This is a genomic window from Streptomyces sp. AB3(2024) (assembly GCF_041862025.1).
Lineage (GTDB): Bacteria > Actinomycetota > Actinomycetes > Streptomycetales > Streptomycetaceae > Streptomyces.
The window spans coordinates 57,854-72,824 of record NZ_JBGWAB010000015.1 but is presented as its reverse complement, the minus strand read 5'-3'; the positions used below and the strand labels follow the sequence as shown (position 1 = coordinate 72,824).

Sequence of the window (14,971 nt, the reverse complement as noted above, 5' to 3'; positions counted from 1 at the left end):
CGGCTTCGGCCGGGTCGGATCTGGTCGGACCGGGTCAGGCCGGGGACGGGGCCAGCTGGTCCGCGAGCCAGGTGGGGATGCCGCCCAGCAGGTGGAACAGGCGGCGGGCCTCCGCGCGCAGCCGGGCGGCCTCCGGCTCCGGCTCGGCCTCGGCCAGTGCCGCCAGTGCCGGGGCGGTGCCGACCAGGAACCCCAGGTCCTCCCGGATGCGCAGGGACTCCGCGAAGCCCTTGCGCGCCTCGGCCATCTCGCCATCGCGCAGGGCCAGTGCGGCCAGGTGCCGCCACGTGAACGACAGCAGCAGGGTGTCCCCGTGCGCCTCCGCCCCCGCATGGGCCCGGTGGTACGCCGGCCGGGCCGCCTGCGGGGCGTCCGCCAGGTGCTCGGCGACCAGTCCCCGCCGGAAGTCCAGCAGCGGCCGGGTGCGCGAGGTGGGCGCGAGCAGGGCCGCCGCGCGGCCGAGCGCCGAGCGGGCCTCGTCGGCCCGGTCCCGGACGCCGAGCACCGTGGCGGCGTAGGCCAGTTGGCCCCGCTCGCAGGCGGCGGCGCCGCGTTCGTCGTCGTCCCGGGCCACGGCTTCGGCCACCCGCAGGGCGTCCTCCGCCTCGGCCCAGCCCTGACCGGTGAACAGGCAGCGTTCCACCAGGAGCGCGGTGCGCTGCACCGCCGCCCGGGCCTCGCCCGCGTGTGGCGCCAGCAGGGCCGCCGCGTCGGTCCAACAGCCGCGCGAGCGCAGCCGCCATATCGCCCGCTGGAGGGGGTCGTCGCCCCCGGTTGATCCCGCACCGGACATGGCGGTATCCGCCACATTGCCCTCCCCGAAGCAACCAAGCAGCACGTCTTTGAGCCCTGGGGCGAAATGAGAGCACGGATCGGCTGCCTCGGCCAAGGGGTCGGGTGAACTCTTTCACAAAGTCCGGACGGTTCGTCAGCCGTCTCACGCCGTCCCCTCGGCCGCCGCCCTGCTCAGGAGGGCGGTGGCCTGCGGAATCAGCTCATCCGCAGGGCGAGGAAGAAGTCGAGCTTGTCCTCCAGCCGGGAAAGGTCGCGCGCGGTCAGCTGCTCGATTCGCCCGACCCGGTAACGCAGCGTGTTGACGTGCAGGTGCAATCGGGTCGCGCAGCGGGTCCAGGAGCCGTCGCAGTCGAGGAAGGCCTCCAGGGTCGGGATGAGCTCCGCGCGGTGGCGGCGGTCGTAGTCGCGCAGCGGGTCCAGCAGCCGGGCCGTGAAGGCGCGGCGCACGTCGTCCGGGACGAACGGCAGCAGCAGCACGTGCGAGGCGAGCTCGTGGTGGCCGGCGGCGCAGACCCGGCCGGGCCGGGCCGCGGCGACCCGGCGGGCGTGCCGGGCCTCCTCCAGCGCCCCGCGCAGCCCCTCCGCGGAGTGCACGGCCGCGCTGACGCCGAGGGTGAGCCGCCCGTCGTCGGCCAGACCGGCGGCCAGGGGTTCGCGTACGGCCGCCAGCAGCGCGTCCGCGTGGAGCGCGGAGTCGGGTCCCTTGTCCTCGCCGGAGTCGCCGGAGAGGGCGGGCAGGGGTACCAGGGCGATGGCCTCGTCACCCGAGTGGGCGACCGCGATCCGGTCGGAGGGTTCCGGCCCGGACAGCGACGGGTCGACCAGGATCTCCTCCAGCAGCGACTGGGCCACCGGGCCGCCGGGGATGTCCCCGCCGTCCCAGTCCACCCGGGCCACGACGACCTGCCAGTGCGGGGCGGCGCCCAGGCCGGGCAGCAGTACGGGCGCGGCCACCCGCAGGCGGGCGGCGATCTCGGCGGGCGGGGCACCCGTCTGGACCAGTTCGAGGACTTCCTGTGCGAGCCGGCGGCGCACCGTGCGGGCGCCGTCACGGCGGTCCCGCTCGACGGCGATCAGCTGGGTGACGCCCTGCAGCAGGTCCAGGCGCTCCGCGGGCCAGTCGCCCGCGTCGGCCTCGACGGCCAGCAGCCAGTCCGAGAGCACGCTCTCGCGCACGTCCCGGGAGGCGGGACCCGCTGGTCCGCGCCCGTGTCCCCTGATCGGGAACAGGGAGTAGGTAATACCCTGGATGGACATCCGGTGCGGGCCCCTGCGGCCGGTCCGGACCGCCGCGAGGTGTTCGCTCGCCAGCGTCGAGCAGATGCCCGGAGCCAGTGGTTCCCCGGCCCCGGCGATCTGCCGCCCGGTGGGGGAGAGCACCCAGGCCCGGAGATCGAGGTCCGTGGTGAGCAGATCCAGCACCACATCGGGTCCGCCGCCCGCGGGACCGGATGTCATCAGGCGCCGGTGGCGGTCCACGACGGCCGCGAGATCGCCCGCGCGCTCCCCGGAGACCTGCCGCACCACGTACTCCGTGATGGTGGCGAATGCAACGTCCTCATTGACCACGAAGAGCGGCAGCCGGTTGCGCCGACAGGCTGAAACAAGATCGTCCGGAATGTCTCCCAGTTCCGCCTCGCCGGCCGCGAGGCCCGCGACCCCGGCGCTCGCGAGGATTCGTACGAACGGCTCGGAGTCGGCTGAATTTCTTCGCCAGGCCAGGCCGGTGAGGACGAGTTCGCCCCCGGATAGGTATCGGCTGGGATCCCTCAGGTCGGTCGTCATGACCCCGCGGACCGTCCGGTCGAGTTCTTCCTCGCCGCCCAGCAGCCGCAGCCCCAGCGCCTCGGTTTCCAGCAGTGCGCGCAGCCGCATGATGTCGCCGCCGATCTGTCTCGAATGTTGCCGTTGGAAATCGGGCAGGTCGTCGCATCCTGCCTTTCATACGAATCTACAAGACGAGGGAGGCCGTCAGCCAACTCCTTCATGGTTTCGGTGACTGCACCCGGGGGACGCGCGGCTTGTGTACTGACTACACACCGCGTTAACAGCACGTGAACGACCAGTCGAGGGCCGCCGGCCTCCTGGCTTGAACCGAGCGACCCGATTGAGAATGAAGAGAGCCGCACATGGACTTCCTTCGCCCCGCCAGCTGGGAGGAGGCGCTCGCCGCCAAGGCCGAGTACCCGACAGCCGTTCCCATTGCCGGCGGCACCGACATCATGGTCGAGATCAACTTCGATCACCGCCGTCCGGAATACCTCCTGGACCTCAACCGCATCGAACTGCTGCGGGAGTGGGAGGTCGGCGAGGACGTCACCAGGCTCGGAGCCTCCGTCCCGTACACCCAGATCATGGAGAACCTGCGCGGAACGCTGCCGGGACTCGCGCTCGCCTCGCACACGGTCGCGTCCCCCCAGATCCGCAACCGCGGCGGTGTCGGCGGCAACCTCGGTTGCGCCTCGCCCGCCGGTGACTCCCACCCCGCGCTGCTCGCCGCCGACTGCCGCGTCGAGGTCGAGTCGGTACGCGGTTCCCGCTTGATCCCGATCGACGAGTTCTACACCGGCGTCAAGCGCAACGCGCTCGCCGCCGACGAGCTGATCAAGTCGATCCACATCAAGAACGCCACGGGCCCGCAGCAGTACTCCAAGGTCGGCACCCGCAACGCGATGGTCATCGCGGTCTGCGGCTTCGGCCTGGCCCTGCACTCCGACACCCGCACCGTGCGTACGGGCATCGCCTCCGCCGCCCCGACCCCGATCCGGGCGAAGGCCGCCGAGGAGTTCCTGAACGCCGCGCTCGAAGAGGGCGGCTTCTGGGACAACGGCAAGGTCATCACCCCGTCGATCGCCAAGCAGTTCGGTGCGCTCGCCTCCGGCGCGTGCAACCCGATCGACGACGTCCGCGGCACGGCGAAGTACCGCCGCCACGCGGTCGGCATCCTGGCTCGCCGCCAGCTCGTCTGGACGTGGGAGCAGTACCGCGGCACCAACGGCCGCCCGCTCGAAGGGGCTGCGTAACCATGCGCGTCAATTTCACCGTCAACGGTCGTCAGCAGGAAGCCGACGACGTGTGGGAGGGCGAGTCCCTCCTGTACGTGCTGCGTGAGCGTCTGGGCCTGCCCGGTTCGAAGAACGCCTGTGAGCAGGGCGAGTGCGGTTCCTGCACCGTCCGCCTCGACGGCGTGCCGGTGTGTTCCTGTCTGGTCGCGGCAGGTCAGGTCGAGGGCCGCGACGTCGTGACCGTCGAGGGCCTGGCCGACTTCGCCAAGCAGCGTGCCGAGCACGGCCACGGCGGTGCCTGCGCCGCCGGCGGCGGCTGCGGCGGCAAGGGCGTCTCCACCGACGAGGCCAAGCGCTGGTCCGCCAGGCCGGCCGACTCCCGGACGGGTGAGGGCGTGGAGCTCTCCGACATCCAGCAGGCGTTCATCGACGCCGGCGCCGTCCAGTGCGGTTTCTGCACCCCGGGCCTGCTGGTCCAGGCCGACGAGCTGCTGGAGCGCAACGCCGACCCGTCCGACCAGGACATCCGTGAGGCCCTGTCCGGCAACCTCTGCCGCTGCACGGGCTACGAGAAGATCCTCGACGCGGTCCGCCTCGCGGCCGCCCGTCAGGGAGAGGAGGTCTGATCATGGCCCAGAACACCCGCACCGTGGGTACGCCGACGAAGGTCACCCAGAAGCACGCCAAGGGCGGCATCGGCGAGTCCACGCTCCGCCCGGACGGCACGCTCAAGGTCACCGGTGAGTTCGCCTACTCCTCGGACATGTGGCACGAGGACATGCTGTGGGGCCAGACCCTGCGCAGCACCGTCGCGCACGCCGAGATCGTCTCCATCGACATCTCCGAGGCGCTGGCGATGCCCGGCGTCTACTCGGTCCTGACGTACGACGACCTGCCGGCCGAGATGAAGAACTACGGCCTGGAGATCCAGGACACCCCGGTCCTCGCCCACGGCCGGGTACGCCACCACGGTGAGCCGGTTGCCCTCGTGGCCGCCGACCACCCGGAGACCGCCCGCCGCGCGGCCGCCAAGATCAAGATCGAGTACAGGGAACTGCCGCTCGTCACGGACGAGGCCTCCGCCCTCGCCGCCGATGCGCCGCTGATCCACGAGGGCCGCGACGACCACCACAGCGGTCACGTTCCGCACCCGAACGTCGTGCACCGCCAGCCGATCATCCGCGGCAACGTGGAAGAGGCCCGCAAGCGCGCCGACGTCATCGTCGAGGGCGAGTACACCTTCGGCATGCAGGACCAGGCCTTCCTCGGCCCGGAGTCCGGTCTGGCCGTGCCGACCGAGGACGGCGGCGTCGACCTCTACGTCGCCACCCAGTGGCTGCACTCGGACCTGAAGCAGATCGCCCCCGTCCTCGGCCTGCCCGAGGAGAAGGTCCGCATGACGCTCTCCGGCGTCGGCGGTGCCTTCGGCGGCCGCGAGGACATCTCGATGCAGATCCACGCGTGCCTGCTGGCCCTGGCCACCAACAAGCCGGTCAAGATCGTCTACAACCGGTTCGAGTCCTTCTTCGGCCACGTGCACCGTCACCCGGCGAAGCTCTACTACGAGCACGGCGCCACCAAGGACGGCAAGCTCACGCACATGAAGTGCAGGATCGTCCTGGACGGCGGCGCGTACGCGTCGGCCTCCCCGGCGGTCGTGGGCAACGCCTCCTCCCTCTCCGTCGGCCCGTACGTCATCGACGACGTCGACATCGAGGCGATCGCGCTCTACACGAACAACCCGCCCTGCGGCGCGATGCGCGGCTTCGGCGCCGTCCAGGCCTGCTTCGCGTACGAGGCCCAGATGGACAAGCTCGCCGCGAAGCTGGGCATGGACCCGGTCGAGTTCCGCCAGCTCAACGCCATGGAGATGGGCACGATCATGCCCACCGGCCAGGTCGTGGACTCCCCGGCGCCGGTCGCCGAGCTGCTGCGCCGGGTCAAGGCCCGCCCGCTGCCGCCGGAGCGCCAGTGGGAGTCGGCCGGCGAGAGCGCGGACATCCGCGCGCTGCCCGGCGGCCTCTCCAACACCACCCACGGCGAGGGCGTCGTCCGCGGCGTCGGCTACGCGGTCGGCATCAAGAACGTCGGCTTCTCCGAGGGCTTCGACGACTACTCCACCGCCCGCGTGCGGCTGGAGGTCATCAACGGCGAGCCCGTCGCGATGGTCCACACGGCCATGGCGGAGGTCGGCCAGGGCGGTGTCACCGTCCACGCGCAGATCGCCCGTACCGAGCTGGGCGTCACGCAGGTGACCATCCACCCGGCCGACACGCAGGTCGGCTCCGCCGGTTCCACGTCCGCCTCGCGGCAGACGTACATGACCGGTGGCGCGGTGAAGAACACCTGTGAGCACGTCCGCGAGGCGCTGCTGGAGCTGGGCCGCCGCAAGAACGGCTCGTACCACCCGGCCTGGGCCCACGCGGAGCTGCTCCTGGAGGGCGGCAAGGTCGTCACCGACGGCGGCGAGGTCCTCGCGGACATCGCCGACATCCTGGAGGACGAGGCGATCGACCTGGAGCTGGAGTTCCGGCACCGGCCGACCGTCCCGTTCGACCTGGTCACCGGCCAGGGCGACGGCCACGTCCAGTACACCTTCGCCGCGCACCGCGCGGTCGTCGAGGTGGACACCGAGCTCGGCCTGGTCAAGGTCGTCGAGCTGGCGACCGCGCAGGACGTCGGCAAGGCCCTGAACATGCTCTCCGTGGTCGGCCAGATCCAGGGTGGTACCACCCAGGGTCTCGGCGTGGCGGTCATGGAGGAGATCATCGTGGACCCGAAGACCGCGAAGGTGCGCAACCCCTCCTTCACGGACTACCTGATCCCGACCATCCTCGACACCCCGACCATCCCGGTCGACGTCCTGGAGCTCGCCGACCCGAACGCGCCGTACGGCCTTCGCGGTCTCGGCGAGGCCCCCACCCTGTCGTCCACCCCGGCCGTCCTCGCGGCGATCCGGCAGGCGACCGGTCTGGAGCTCAACAAGACGCCGATCCGTCCGGAAGCCCTCACCGGGACCCTTTAGGACGGCCGGTGGGGGGTCCGATTGGCCCCCGGACCCCCCAGATTTCCGGGCGGTGTGACACGGGAACGTCACACTTCCAGTCGCACCGCCCGGAGCACCAAGTACCGCACCGCTCGCGGTCCTCGAAAAACCGGCAGTACCCCTGCTGAACCCCCACGTAGTACCAGCGGTCACCCCCGCACTACCCGCAGTACACGCAATGCACTTCTCGCGTCGCCTCGGGCCGTCACCCCGGGTCGTGCAGCCAAACGCAGTTTCCCAAATCCCGCGTCTCCAATCTTCAAGCGGGTGCCCCTTTGAACCTTGGGAGTTAGGCACCATGACCCAGTCATCAGTGGAGCCCAAGACCAGTGCGGAGGAGGCCGGCGACGGCTCTCTGGCCCCCGCCGGACGTTCTTGGCTCGACCGGTACTTTCACATAACGCACAGAGGTTCCAACATCGGCAACGAGGTTCGTGGCGGCATCACGACCTTCATGGCGATGGCGTACATCCTCCTGCTCAACCCGCTGATCCTCTCCGGCAAGGACGTCGCCGGAGACACCATGAGCCAGAAGGCCCTGATCACGGCCACGGCCTTCGCCGCCGCCCTGACCACCCTGCTCATGGGCTTCGTCGGCAAGGTCCCGCTGGCCCTGGCCGCCGGCCTGTCCGTCTCCGGCGTCTTGTCCTCGCAGGTGGCCCCGCAGATGACCTGGCCGCAGGCCATGGGTATGTGCGTGATGTACGGCGTCGTGATCTGTCTCCTGGTCGTCACCGGCCTCCGAGAGATGATCATGAACGCGATCCCCCTCGCGCTCAAGCACGCCATCACCATGGGCATCGGCCTCTTCGTCGCCCTGATCGGCCTCGTCAAGGCCGGCTTCGTCGGCAACGGCGGGGAGTTCATGCCCCCCGTGCAGCTGGGTGCGACCGGTGAGCTCTCGGGCTGGCCCGTCTTCCTCTTCTGCATCACCCTGCTCGCCATCTTCATGCTGCAGGCCCGCAAGGTCCGCGGCGCGATCCTCATCGGCATCGTCGGCGGCACCGTCCTCGCGGCCATCCTGAACGCCGTCGTGAACATCGACCCGAAGGCCTGGAAGAACGGTCCGCCGGAGCTCGCGGGCTCCGCGATCTCGATGCCCGACTTCTCGCTGTTCGGCAAGGTCGAGTTCGGCGGCTGGGGCGACGTCGGCGTCATGACGATCGGCATGATCGTCTTCACCCTCGTGCTCGCCGGCTTCTTCGACGCGATGGCCACCATCATCGGCGTCGGCACCGAGGCCAAGCTGGCCGACGACCAGGGCCGCATGCCGGGCCTGTCGAAGGCGCTGTTCATCGACGGCGCCGGTGGCGCCATCGGTGGCATCGCGGGCGGCTCCGGCCAGACCGTGTTCGTCGAGTCCGCCACCGGCGTCGGTGAGGGTGCCCGTACCGGCCTCGCCTCCGTCGTCACCGGCCTCTTCTTCGCCGCCTGCCTCTTCTTCACCCCGATCACCCAGATCGTCCCGGGTGAGGTCGCCTCGGCCGCGCTGGTGGTCATCGGCGCGATGATGATGCAGAACGCCCGCCACGTGGACTGGTCCGACAGCGCGACCTCGATCCCGGTCTTCCTGACCGTCGTGATCATGCCGTTCACCTACCAGATCACGGCCGGTGTCGCCGCCGGTGTCATCTCCTACGTGGCCATCAAGGTCGCGCAGGGCAAGGCCCGCGAGGTCGGTGGCTTCATGTGGGTCCTGACCGGCATCTTCCTGATCTACTTCGCCCTCCACCCCATCGAGGCGTGGCTCGGCGTCAAGTAGGTCCGGACGTGATCCGTACCTGACCCTCCACGCATCCGATACTGGAATCCGAACCCTCCGAGGAGGCCGCACATGCTGGACATCGCCGAAGAACTCAACCGGTGGGTCGAGCAGGGGCGTGACTTCGCCGTCGCCACGGTCGTGGCGGTCGGCGGGAGCGCCCCGCGGCAGCCCGGAGCCGCCCTCGCCGTGGACGGCGAGGGCACGGCCATCGGTTCGGTTTCCGGTGGATGCGTGGAGGGCGCGGTGTACGAGCTGTGCCGCCAGGCGCTCGAAGACGGCGAGACCGTCCTGGAGCGCTTCGGGTACAGCGACGACGATGCCTTCGCCGTGGGCCTGACATGCGGCGGAGTCATCGACATCCTGGTCGCCCCGGTGCCCGTGGACTCCCCGCGGCGCGAGGTGCTGGCCCGTGCGCTGGCCGCCGCCGCGCACGGGGAGACGGCCGCCGTGGCCCGGATCGCCGAAGGCCCCGCCGAGCTGATGGGCCGCGCGCTCCTCGTCCGGGCCGACGGCTCCTGCGAGGGGGGCTTCGGCGGACATCCCCTGCTCGACCGCACCATCGCCGGGGAGGCCCGCGCCATGCTCGACGCCGGCCGGACCGGTGTCCTGGAGATCGGCGCCGACGGCAGGCTCTGCGGAGAGCCGCTGAAGGTGCTCGTCGAGTCCAGCGTCCCGCCCCCGCGGATGATCGTCTTCGGCGCCATCGACTTCGCCTCCGCCCTGGTGCGGATCGGCAAGTTCCTCGGCTACCACGTGACCCTGTGCGACGCCCGGCCCGTCTTCGCCACGAAGAATCGTTTCCCCGACGCGGACGAGATCGTGGTCGACTGGCCGCACCGCTACCTGGAGGGCACCGAGGTCGACGGCCGGACCGTCCTGTGCGTGCTGACCCACGACGCCAAGTTCGACGTACCGCTCCTCGAACTGGCCCTGAAGCTTCCCGTCGCCTACATCGGCGCCATGGGCTCCCGCCGCACCCACGAGGACCGCAACGAGCGGCTCCGCGAGGTGGGCGTGAGCGAGCTCGAACTGGCCCGCCTGCGCTCCCCGATCGGCCTGGACCTCGGCGCCCGCTCCCCGGAGGAGACCGCGCTGTCCATCGCCGCCGAGATCGTCGCGAACCGCCGCGGCGGCACCGGGGTCTCGCTCACCGGCGCGCACATCCCGATCCACCCCGACCCGTCGCAGACCGTGGTCAGCCGGATCGGTTCCGTCGCTTGAAGCGGTGCTGAGCGGCCGTAGCGCCGGGGCATCCGCCCACGCCGAAAGGGCACGACCCCACTGGGGGTTGTGCCCTTTCGACGTACCGTCTATTTTACCCGCCGGTAACAGCAAGCGTTCCGTCCCACCCTTCCGTCCCACCTCTCCCGCTCCACCCTTACCCCCTTACGGAGTTGAACGGATGTTACGAAGCCTGCGCACCCGGTACCCGATGGCCGCGGTCCTCCTCGCAGCCACCGCCGTCACCGTCCTGGCCGCGCCCGGCCGGGCGGCGGCCCCCGCCGAACCCCTGCGCGAGGTGCTGTTCGTCGCGAACAACTGGGACGGCACCGCCGACGCCCTCGCCTCGACCGGCGACCTCGCCCGGATCGGCCGGATCAACGTGATCCCCGACAAGGAGGAGCGGCTGCGGGAGATCTACCTCAACCCCGTCAAGCTCGCCTTCTTCCTCGGCATCCGGGCCGGCGCCGGAGAGGGCCACGACCAGTTCGCGGACGACATGTACACCACCCCGGACGGCTCCGCGGTCGTGGTCTCCCGCCCCAGCTTCGCCGACGTCGTCTCCATCGACGTGCGCACCGGCCGGATCAACTGGCGCTTCGCCGTGGCCGGCTACCGCGCCGACCACATGGCGGTCTCGCCCGACGGCACCCGCGTCGCCGTGTCCGCGTCCACCGCAAACACCGTGCACGTCCTCGACATCGCCACCGGTCGCCAGGCCGGTTCGTTCGCCACCGGCGACAAGCCGCACGAGAACACCTTCAGCCGCGACGGCCGTTACCTGTGGAACAGCTCGATCGGTGACGTGACCTCCGCCCTCGACGCGCCCTGGCTGGACTGGACGAAGGGCGACCGGAAGATCACCGTCGTCGACGCGCAGACCTTCCGCACGGTCCGGGTGATCGACATGCGCGAACGCCTCGACGCCTTCGGCCGCCGCGACCTCTCCGACGCGGTCCGGCCCATGGCCTTCAGCCCCGACGAGTCGAAGATCTACTTCCAGGTGTCCTTCTTCAACGGCGTCGTCGAGTACGACGTGGCGACCGACCGGATCACCCGGATCAAGGAACTGCCCGTCAACCCCGCCACCAGCACCGACCGCACCACCTGGGTCAACGACTCCCGCCACCACGGCCTGTCGATGAGCCCCGACGGCACGAAGCTCTGCGTCGCCGGGACCATGGACGACTACGCGACCGTCGTGGACCGCGCCACCCTCGCCCAGGGGCCGCTCGTCCCGGCCGACAAGCCCTACTGGGCGACGGTCAACGGCGACGGCACGGCCTGCGTCATCTCCGAGAGCGGCGCCGACCGGGTCACCGCCATCGACTTCGCCACCGGAGCCAAGCGGGTCTCCGTCCCCGTCGGAGACCACCCCCAACGGGTCCGTCTCGGGCACGTTCCGGCCGACTGGAGCGGTCCCGCACCCTCCTGAGCGGGTGGATCCGGCCATTATGGGGTGACCAGTCCGCGATGACCGATTAGTCTCCGGATCATGGTGGACATTCGCGAGGTACCCGAGGCCGACATCGACCGCGCCCAGGAGCTCGCGTACCTGGTCTTCCACGACCGCCCGGAACCGGAGGCACGCGAACGCCACCACCGCCTGCTGAGCCGTTGCGACCGGCTCGGCGCCTACGACGGGGAGGCGCTCGTCGGCTTCATGGCCGCGCACGCCTTCCGCCTCTCGGTCCCGGGCGCCGACCTGGACTGCCCCGGACTCACCTTCGTGTCCGTCGCCCCCACCCACCGGCGCCGGGGCGTCCTCACCGCGTTGATGGACGAGCGACTGCGCCGCGCCGGGGCCGCGGGCAGCCCGCTCGCCGCCCTGTGGGCCTCCGAATCGGCCATCTACGGCCGCTTCGGCTACGGGCCGGCCACCCAGGGCGTCACCATCGAGATCGACTCCAGCCGGCCGCTCGCCCTGCGGATCGCCCCCGACCCGCGCCCGCTGCGCCTGATCGACCCGGCCGATGCCCTCGACGTGATCGCCCCGTACCACGAAGCCGCCCGCCGCACCCGGGCCGGCCGGCCGAGCCGCAGCCCCGAACGCTGGGAGCAGGAGTGGCTGTGCGAACGGGACGAGGAGGACGAGGAGTTGGGCCCGCCGCGGATCATCGCACTCGGCCGGCCCGGACAGCCGGTGGCGGGCTACGTCCTCTACCGCACGAAGCCGGAGGACGGCACGGGCCCCTTCCCGGCCCGCACCCCGGGCCTGGTCCGCGTCGACGAACTGGAGGCCGACACGCCCGCCGTCGCCGCCGCGCTGTGGGACTGCGTGGCCTCCCTCGACCTGACCGGTACCGTCCGCGCCCGGTGCCGCCCCGCCGACGACCCGCTGCTGCACTTCGCCGCGGACCGGGACCAGGTCAGGGTCACCGCCCAGTTCCCGGCGCTCTGGCTGCGCCTGGTCGACGTGGCCGCGGCGCTGACGGCCCGGACGTGGGCGGCGCCGGTGGAACTCGTGCTGCAGCTGGCCGACGTACGGCTGCCCGCGAACGCCGGGCGGTTCCGCCTCAAGGCCGGGCCGGGCGGGGCGACGTACGAGCCCGCCCGCGCGGCCCCCGACCTGACCCTGGACGTACGGGAGTTGGCCGCCTGCTACCTGGGCGGGACCAGGGCGACGGAGCTGGTGGCCGCCGGGCTGGTGACCGAACACGCCCCGGGCGCCGCCGCCGCCCTGGACGCGGCCCTGGGGGCGGGGCCGCTCCCGCACACGGGGGACGAGTTCTGACCTGCTCGTGCCGCTTCCCCGCTTCCCCGCTTCCCCGCTTCCCCGCTTCCCCGCTTCCCCGCTCAGGCGGGGAGGCGGATCCGGGCCGCGGACATGCCGAACCCGGAGCCCCAGACACCCGTGGACAGGCCGTCGGCCGGCCGGTGCAGGTCCTCCTCGCGGTAACGGCGGCACTTGCGGTGCCAGTTGAGGATCCCCGACAGCCAGTCCTTCAGCTCGCCGACGTACGCGTCGAGCCCGGCACGCGCCTCCCGGTCCAGCTTCCAGTCGTCGTAGAGCAACGGCAGCTGCGTCGCGACGATGTGCTCGAACTCCTCGGTGCGCTGCGTCATCAGGTCGTGGCAGATGTGCAGGGCCTGCTCGTAGCCGATGTCGAAGAAGTTCCGGGTGACGAGCACGTAGTTGTGCACCTCGCCCTCGACCTCCACCTCCTTCTGGTACGAGAAGATGTCGTTCAGCATGCAGGCGGTGTCGGCCGCCGCGTTCTCCAGCGACCGGATCGTCCCGGAGCGGTAGATCTCCTCGGGGATGCCGCGGCCGGCCTGGCCGAGCCGGCACAGGTACATCGTGAGGTGCGAGCCGAAGGTGTGGCGGCGCATCTCGGCGTAGTCCACCGGGTCGGGGATGCGGTTCTGGATCTGGTTCTCCATCTCCCACACCCAGCTTTCCAGCATGCTCACCAGCGTCGCCCGGAACTCGGCGCGGACCTCCGGGGTCATGCCCTGGCTGGTGCGCACCCACAGGTCGGCGAGGGAGCGCTCCATCGCGGTCAGCGGCAGCGGCTGTTCGGCGTGGTCGACCGGGATCATCGAGACCAGCCGGGCCGTCGTCGCCTTGGCGGCCGAAAGGTTCCTCGACTGGGCGAACACCACCGGGTAGTAGTCGTCCCCGTACGTCCCCCAGGTCAGCCAGCACGCGTTGAGCAGCAGTGCCTCGGGCGTGGCGTCGGGGTCGATGCCGGCCGAGCAGAGCGCGAAGTCGTAGCCGCGCAGCTTCTGTTCGTTCCAGATCGCGGAGCCGGGATCGCCCGGCTGCGGGTCGATCAGGCCCATCCGGCGCGCCCACTCCACCGATCCCTCGCGGGCGGAGACGAGGTGCGGGCTGAGGGAGAGCTCGAACGGCATGTGGATGTCCGGGATCACGGACGGGCCGGTGCGTTCGAAGGGGACGTGGGTGAAGGAGCGGCGGCGCAGTTCCATGGACCGCCGGGTGAACAGGGAACCGAGGCCGAGGGCCGTGGTGCCGAGCCCGCTGGGGAGGAAGGGCAGGGTGAGCGGGGCGGTGGCCTTGGCCTCCTTGTTCATGTAGCGGCTGGAGACCATGTGCCATTCGTGGCCGCCCGACTGCCAGTCCTGCAGGCCCTTGGCGTAGGCGAGGACGGCCGCGATCTCGGCGGGGTTCATGGCGTGGTCGGCGAAGAGCTGGGGGAGTTCGGCGAGCGCGGTCTGCTCGAACTGCTGGAGGCGGGAGGTGAGCAGGTCGTTGGAGGCCTCCGCGGCCTCCTGGGTGGTGCAGCCGAGGAAGGTCTCCAGCACCAGGATGGCGTTGGAGAGCTCGCCCTCGTCGGCGACCTCGCGTTCGTAGGAGAAGATGTCGTTCCTGATGTGCACGGCGTCGGAGAAGGCGTCGCGCAGCACGCCGAGCGGCCGGGAGTGCGCCACGCGCGCGGGCACCTCGGCGGAGACGTACTCGATCAGTCCGGCCGACCAGGGGGCACCGCCCACCTTGCGGCGCATCTCGATGTACTCCAGGGGGTTCGCCACCCGCCCGATGTTGATGTTGGCGAGCTCCCACATCGACTCGTCGAGCAGGTTCTTCGTCGACAAGGAGAACCGTTCCCGCCAGTCCATCGACATGGCCGGAACGGTCCGCGCCCACAGGTCCGCGAGTCCCGCCTCGACGGGGTTGGTGGCCTCGGGGAAGCCGTCCGCCAGGTCCATCGGCATGAAGGCGGCGAGCCGGTCGAGGTACGCCTTGGCGCCCTCGCGGTCCTGGGAGCGCTTGTACATCTCCAGGAAGTGGTCGTCGAAGAAGAAGACCCACACGTACCAGTCGGTGACCAGGTCCAGCGCGTCACTGTCGCAGTCGGGGTGGGTGTACGAGCACAGCAGGGCGTAGTCGTGCGAGTCGAGGTCCTTCTCCTCCCAGACGCCGGAACCCTCCAGCATGTCGAAGTCGCGCGCCCACTGCTTGGTGTGGACCCTCGCTTTCTCCAGGTGGGGGTTGAGTCGCGCCGGATAGGGCACGTAGAACTCCGGCAGTTGGAACGGCTGCGTCACGGCGGGGCGGGCCTTTCGCTCAAGGGCGCGGGGACCGGCGGTTCCCGCCCCCCGCACGAGATCAGCAGGGCCCTACCCGTGGCGGCGGTGAGATAAGGGGGAGTTCACTTCATCAGGTGACACGAG

General features: G+C 70.8%; 10 protein-coding genes. 7 read left to right on the top strand and 3 right to left on the bottom strand.

All coding sequences use genetic code 11. The features are described 5' to 3' along the window. Nucleotides 1–34 precede the first annotated feature (34 nt). Complete coding sequence (locus tag ACEPPI_RS09445; RefSeq protein WP_373914793.1) at nt 35–793, bottom strand: hypothetical protein; 759 nt, start codon at nt 791–793, stop codon at nt 35–37. A 197-nt stretch (nt 794–990) separates the two neighbouring features. Further along, a complete protein-coding gene (locus ACEPPI_RS09440; RefSeq protein WP_373914775.1) occupies nt 991–2,670 on the bottom strand; it encodes a PucR family transcriptional regulator in 1,680 nt (559 codons plus the stop codon). A 254-nt stretch (nt 2,671–2,924) separates the two neighbouring features. Here ACEPPI_RS09440 and ACEPPI_RS09435 point away from each other — a divergent pair, with 254 nt between their 5' ends. The 7 genes from ACEPPI_RS09435 to ACEPPI_RS09405 all read left to right on the top strand — a co-directional run bounded on the left by ACEPPI_RS09435 (nt 2,925) and on the right by ACEPPI_RS09405 (nt 12,566). Then, a complete protein-coding gene (locus ACEPPI_RS09435) occupies nt 2,925–3,818 on the top strand; it encodes an FAD binding domain-containing protein (RefSeq protein ID WP_356215781.1) in 894 nt (297 codons plus the stop codon). 2 nt (nt 3,819–3,820) lie between these two features. Beyond that, complete coding sequence (locus ACEPPI_RS09430; RefSeq protein WP_373914774.1) at nt 3,821–4,426, top strand: (2Fe-2S)-binding protein; 606 nt, start codon at nt 3,821–3,823, stop codon at nt 4,424–4,426. Nucleotides 4,427–4,428: 2 nt separating this feature from the next. Further along, nucleotides 4,429–6,825, top strand: coding sequence for a xanthine dehydrogenase subunit D (gene pucD / locus ACEPPI_RS09425; RefSeq protein WP_373914773.1), 2,397 nt, complete (start codon nt 4,429–4,431; stop codon nt 6,823–6,825). Nucleotides 6,826–7,144: 319 nt separating this feature from the next. Further along, nucleotides 7,145–8,608 carry an NCS2 family permease gene (locus ACEPPI_RS09420; protein WP_373914772.1) on the top strand — a complete coding sequence of 488 codons (1,464 nt, stop codon included), beginning with the start codon at nt 7,145–7,147 and terminating at the stop codon, nt 8,606–8,608. Nucleotides 8,609–8,680: 72 nt separating this feature from the next. Further along, the gene (locus tag ACEPPI_RS09415) at nt 8,681–9,832 is read left to right on the top strand and encodes an XdhC family protein (protein ID WP_373914771.1); all 1,152 of its coding nucleotides are present in this window, start codon (nt 8,681–8,683) and stop codon (nt 9,830–9,832) included. A gap of 181 nt (nt 9,833–10,013) precedes the next feature. Next, the gene (locus ACEPPI_RS09410; protein WP_373914770.1) at nt 10,014–11,267 is read left to right on the top strand and encodes a YncE family protein; all 1,254 of its coding nucleotides are present in this window, start codon (nt 10,014–10,016) and stop codon (nt 11,265–11,267) included. Between the two features lie 60 nt (nt 11,268–11,327). Continuing rightward, nucleotides 11,328–12,566, top strand: coding sequence for a GNAT family N-acetyltransferase (locus ACEPPI_RS09405; protein ID WP_373914769.1), 1,239 nt, complete (start codon nt 11,328–11,330; stop codon nt 12,564–12,566). Between the two features lie 62 nt (nt 12,567–12,628). On the opposite strand, the gene ACEPPI_RS09400 is transcribed toward ACEPPI_RS09405, so the two are convergent. Next, nucleotides 12,629–14,845 carry a germacradienol/geosmin synthase gene (locus ACEPPI_RS09400; RefSeq protein WP_373914768.1) on the bottom strand — a complete coding sequence of 739 codons (2,217 nt, stop codon included), beginning with the start codon at nt 14,843–14,845 and terminating at the stop codon, nt 12,629–12,631. Between the last annotated feature and the right edge of the window lie 126 nt (nt 14,846–14,971).

Excerpts from the sequence above, each read along its gene's own strand:
- ACEPPI_RS09420 (WP_373914772.1), top strand. The coding sequence starts at position 7,145 with ATGACCCAGTCATCAGTGGAGCCCAAGACCAGTGCGGAGGAGGCCGGC.
- ACEPPI_RS09405 (WP_373914769.1), top strand. The coding sequence starts at position 11,328 with ATGGTGGACATTCGCGAGGTACCCGAGGCCGACATCGACCGCGCCCAG.
- ACEPPI_RS09430 (WP_373914774.1), top strand. The coding sequence starts at position 3,821 with ATGCGCGTCAATTTCACCGTCAACGGTCGTCAGCAGGAAGCCGACGAC.
- ACEPPI_RS09445 (WP_373914793.1), bottom strand. The coding sequence starts at position 793 with ATGTCCGGTGCGGGATCAACCGGGGGCGACGACCCCCTCCAGCGGGCG.
- ACEPPI_RS09415 (WP_373914771.1), top strand. The coding sequence starts at position 8,681 with ATGCTGGACATCGCCGAAGAACTCAACCGGTGGGTCGAGCAGGGGCGT.
- ACEPPI_RS09410 (WP_373914770.1), top strand. The coding sequence starts at position 10,014 with ATGTTACGAAGCCTGCGCACCCGGTACCCGATGGCCGCGGTCCTCCTC.
- ACEPPI_RS09435 (WP_356215781.1), top strand. The coding sequence starts at position 2,925 with ATGGACTTCCTTCGCCCCGCCAGCTGGGAGGAGGCGCTCGCCGCCAAG.
- ACEPPI_RS09440 (WP_373914775.1), bottom strand. The coding sequence starts at position 2,670 with ATGCGGCTGCGCGCACTGCTGGAAACCGAGGCGCTGGGGCTGCGGCTG.
- pucD (WP_373914773.1), top strand. The coding sequence starts at position 4,429 with ATGGCCCAGAACACCCGCACCGTGGGTACGCCGACGAAGGTCACCCAG.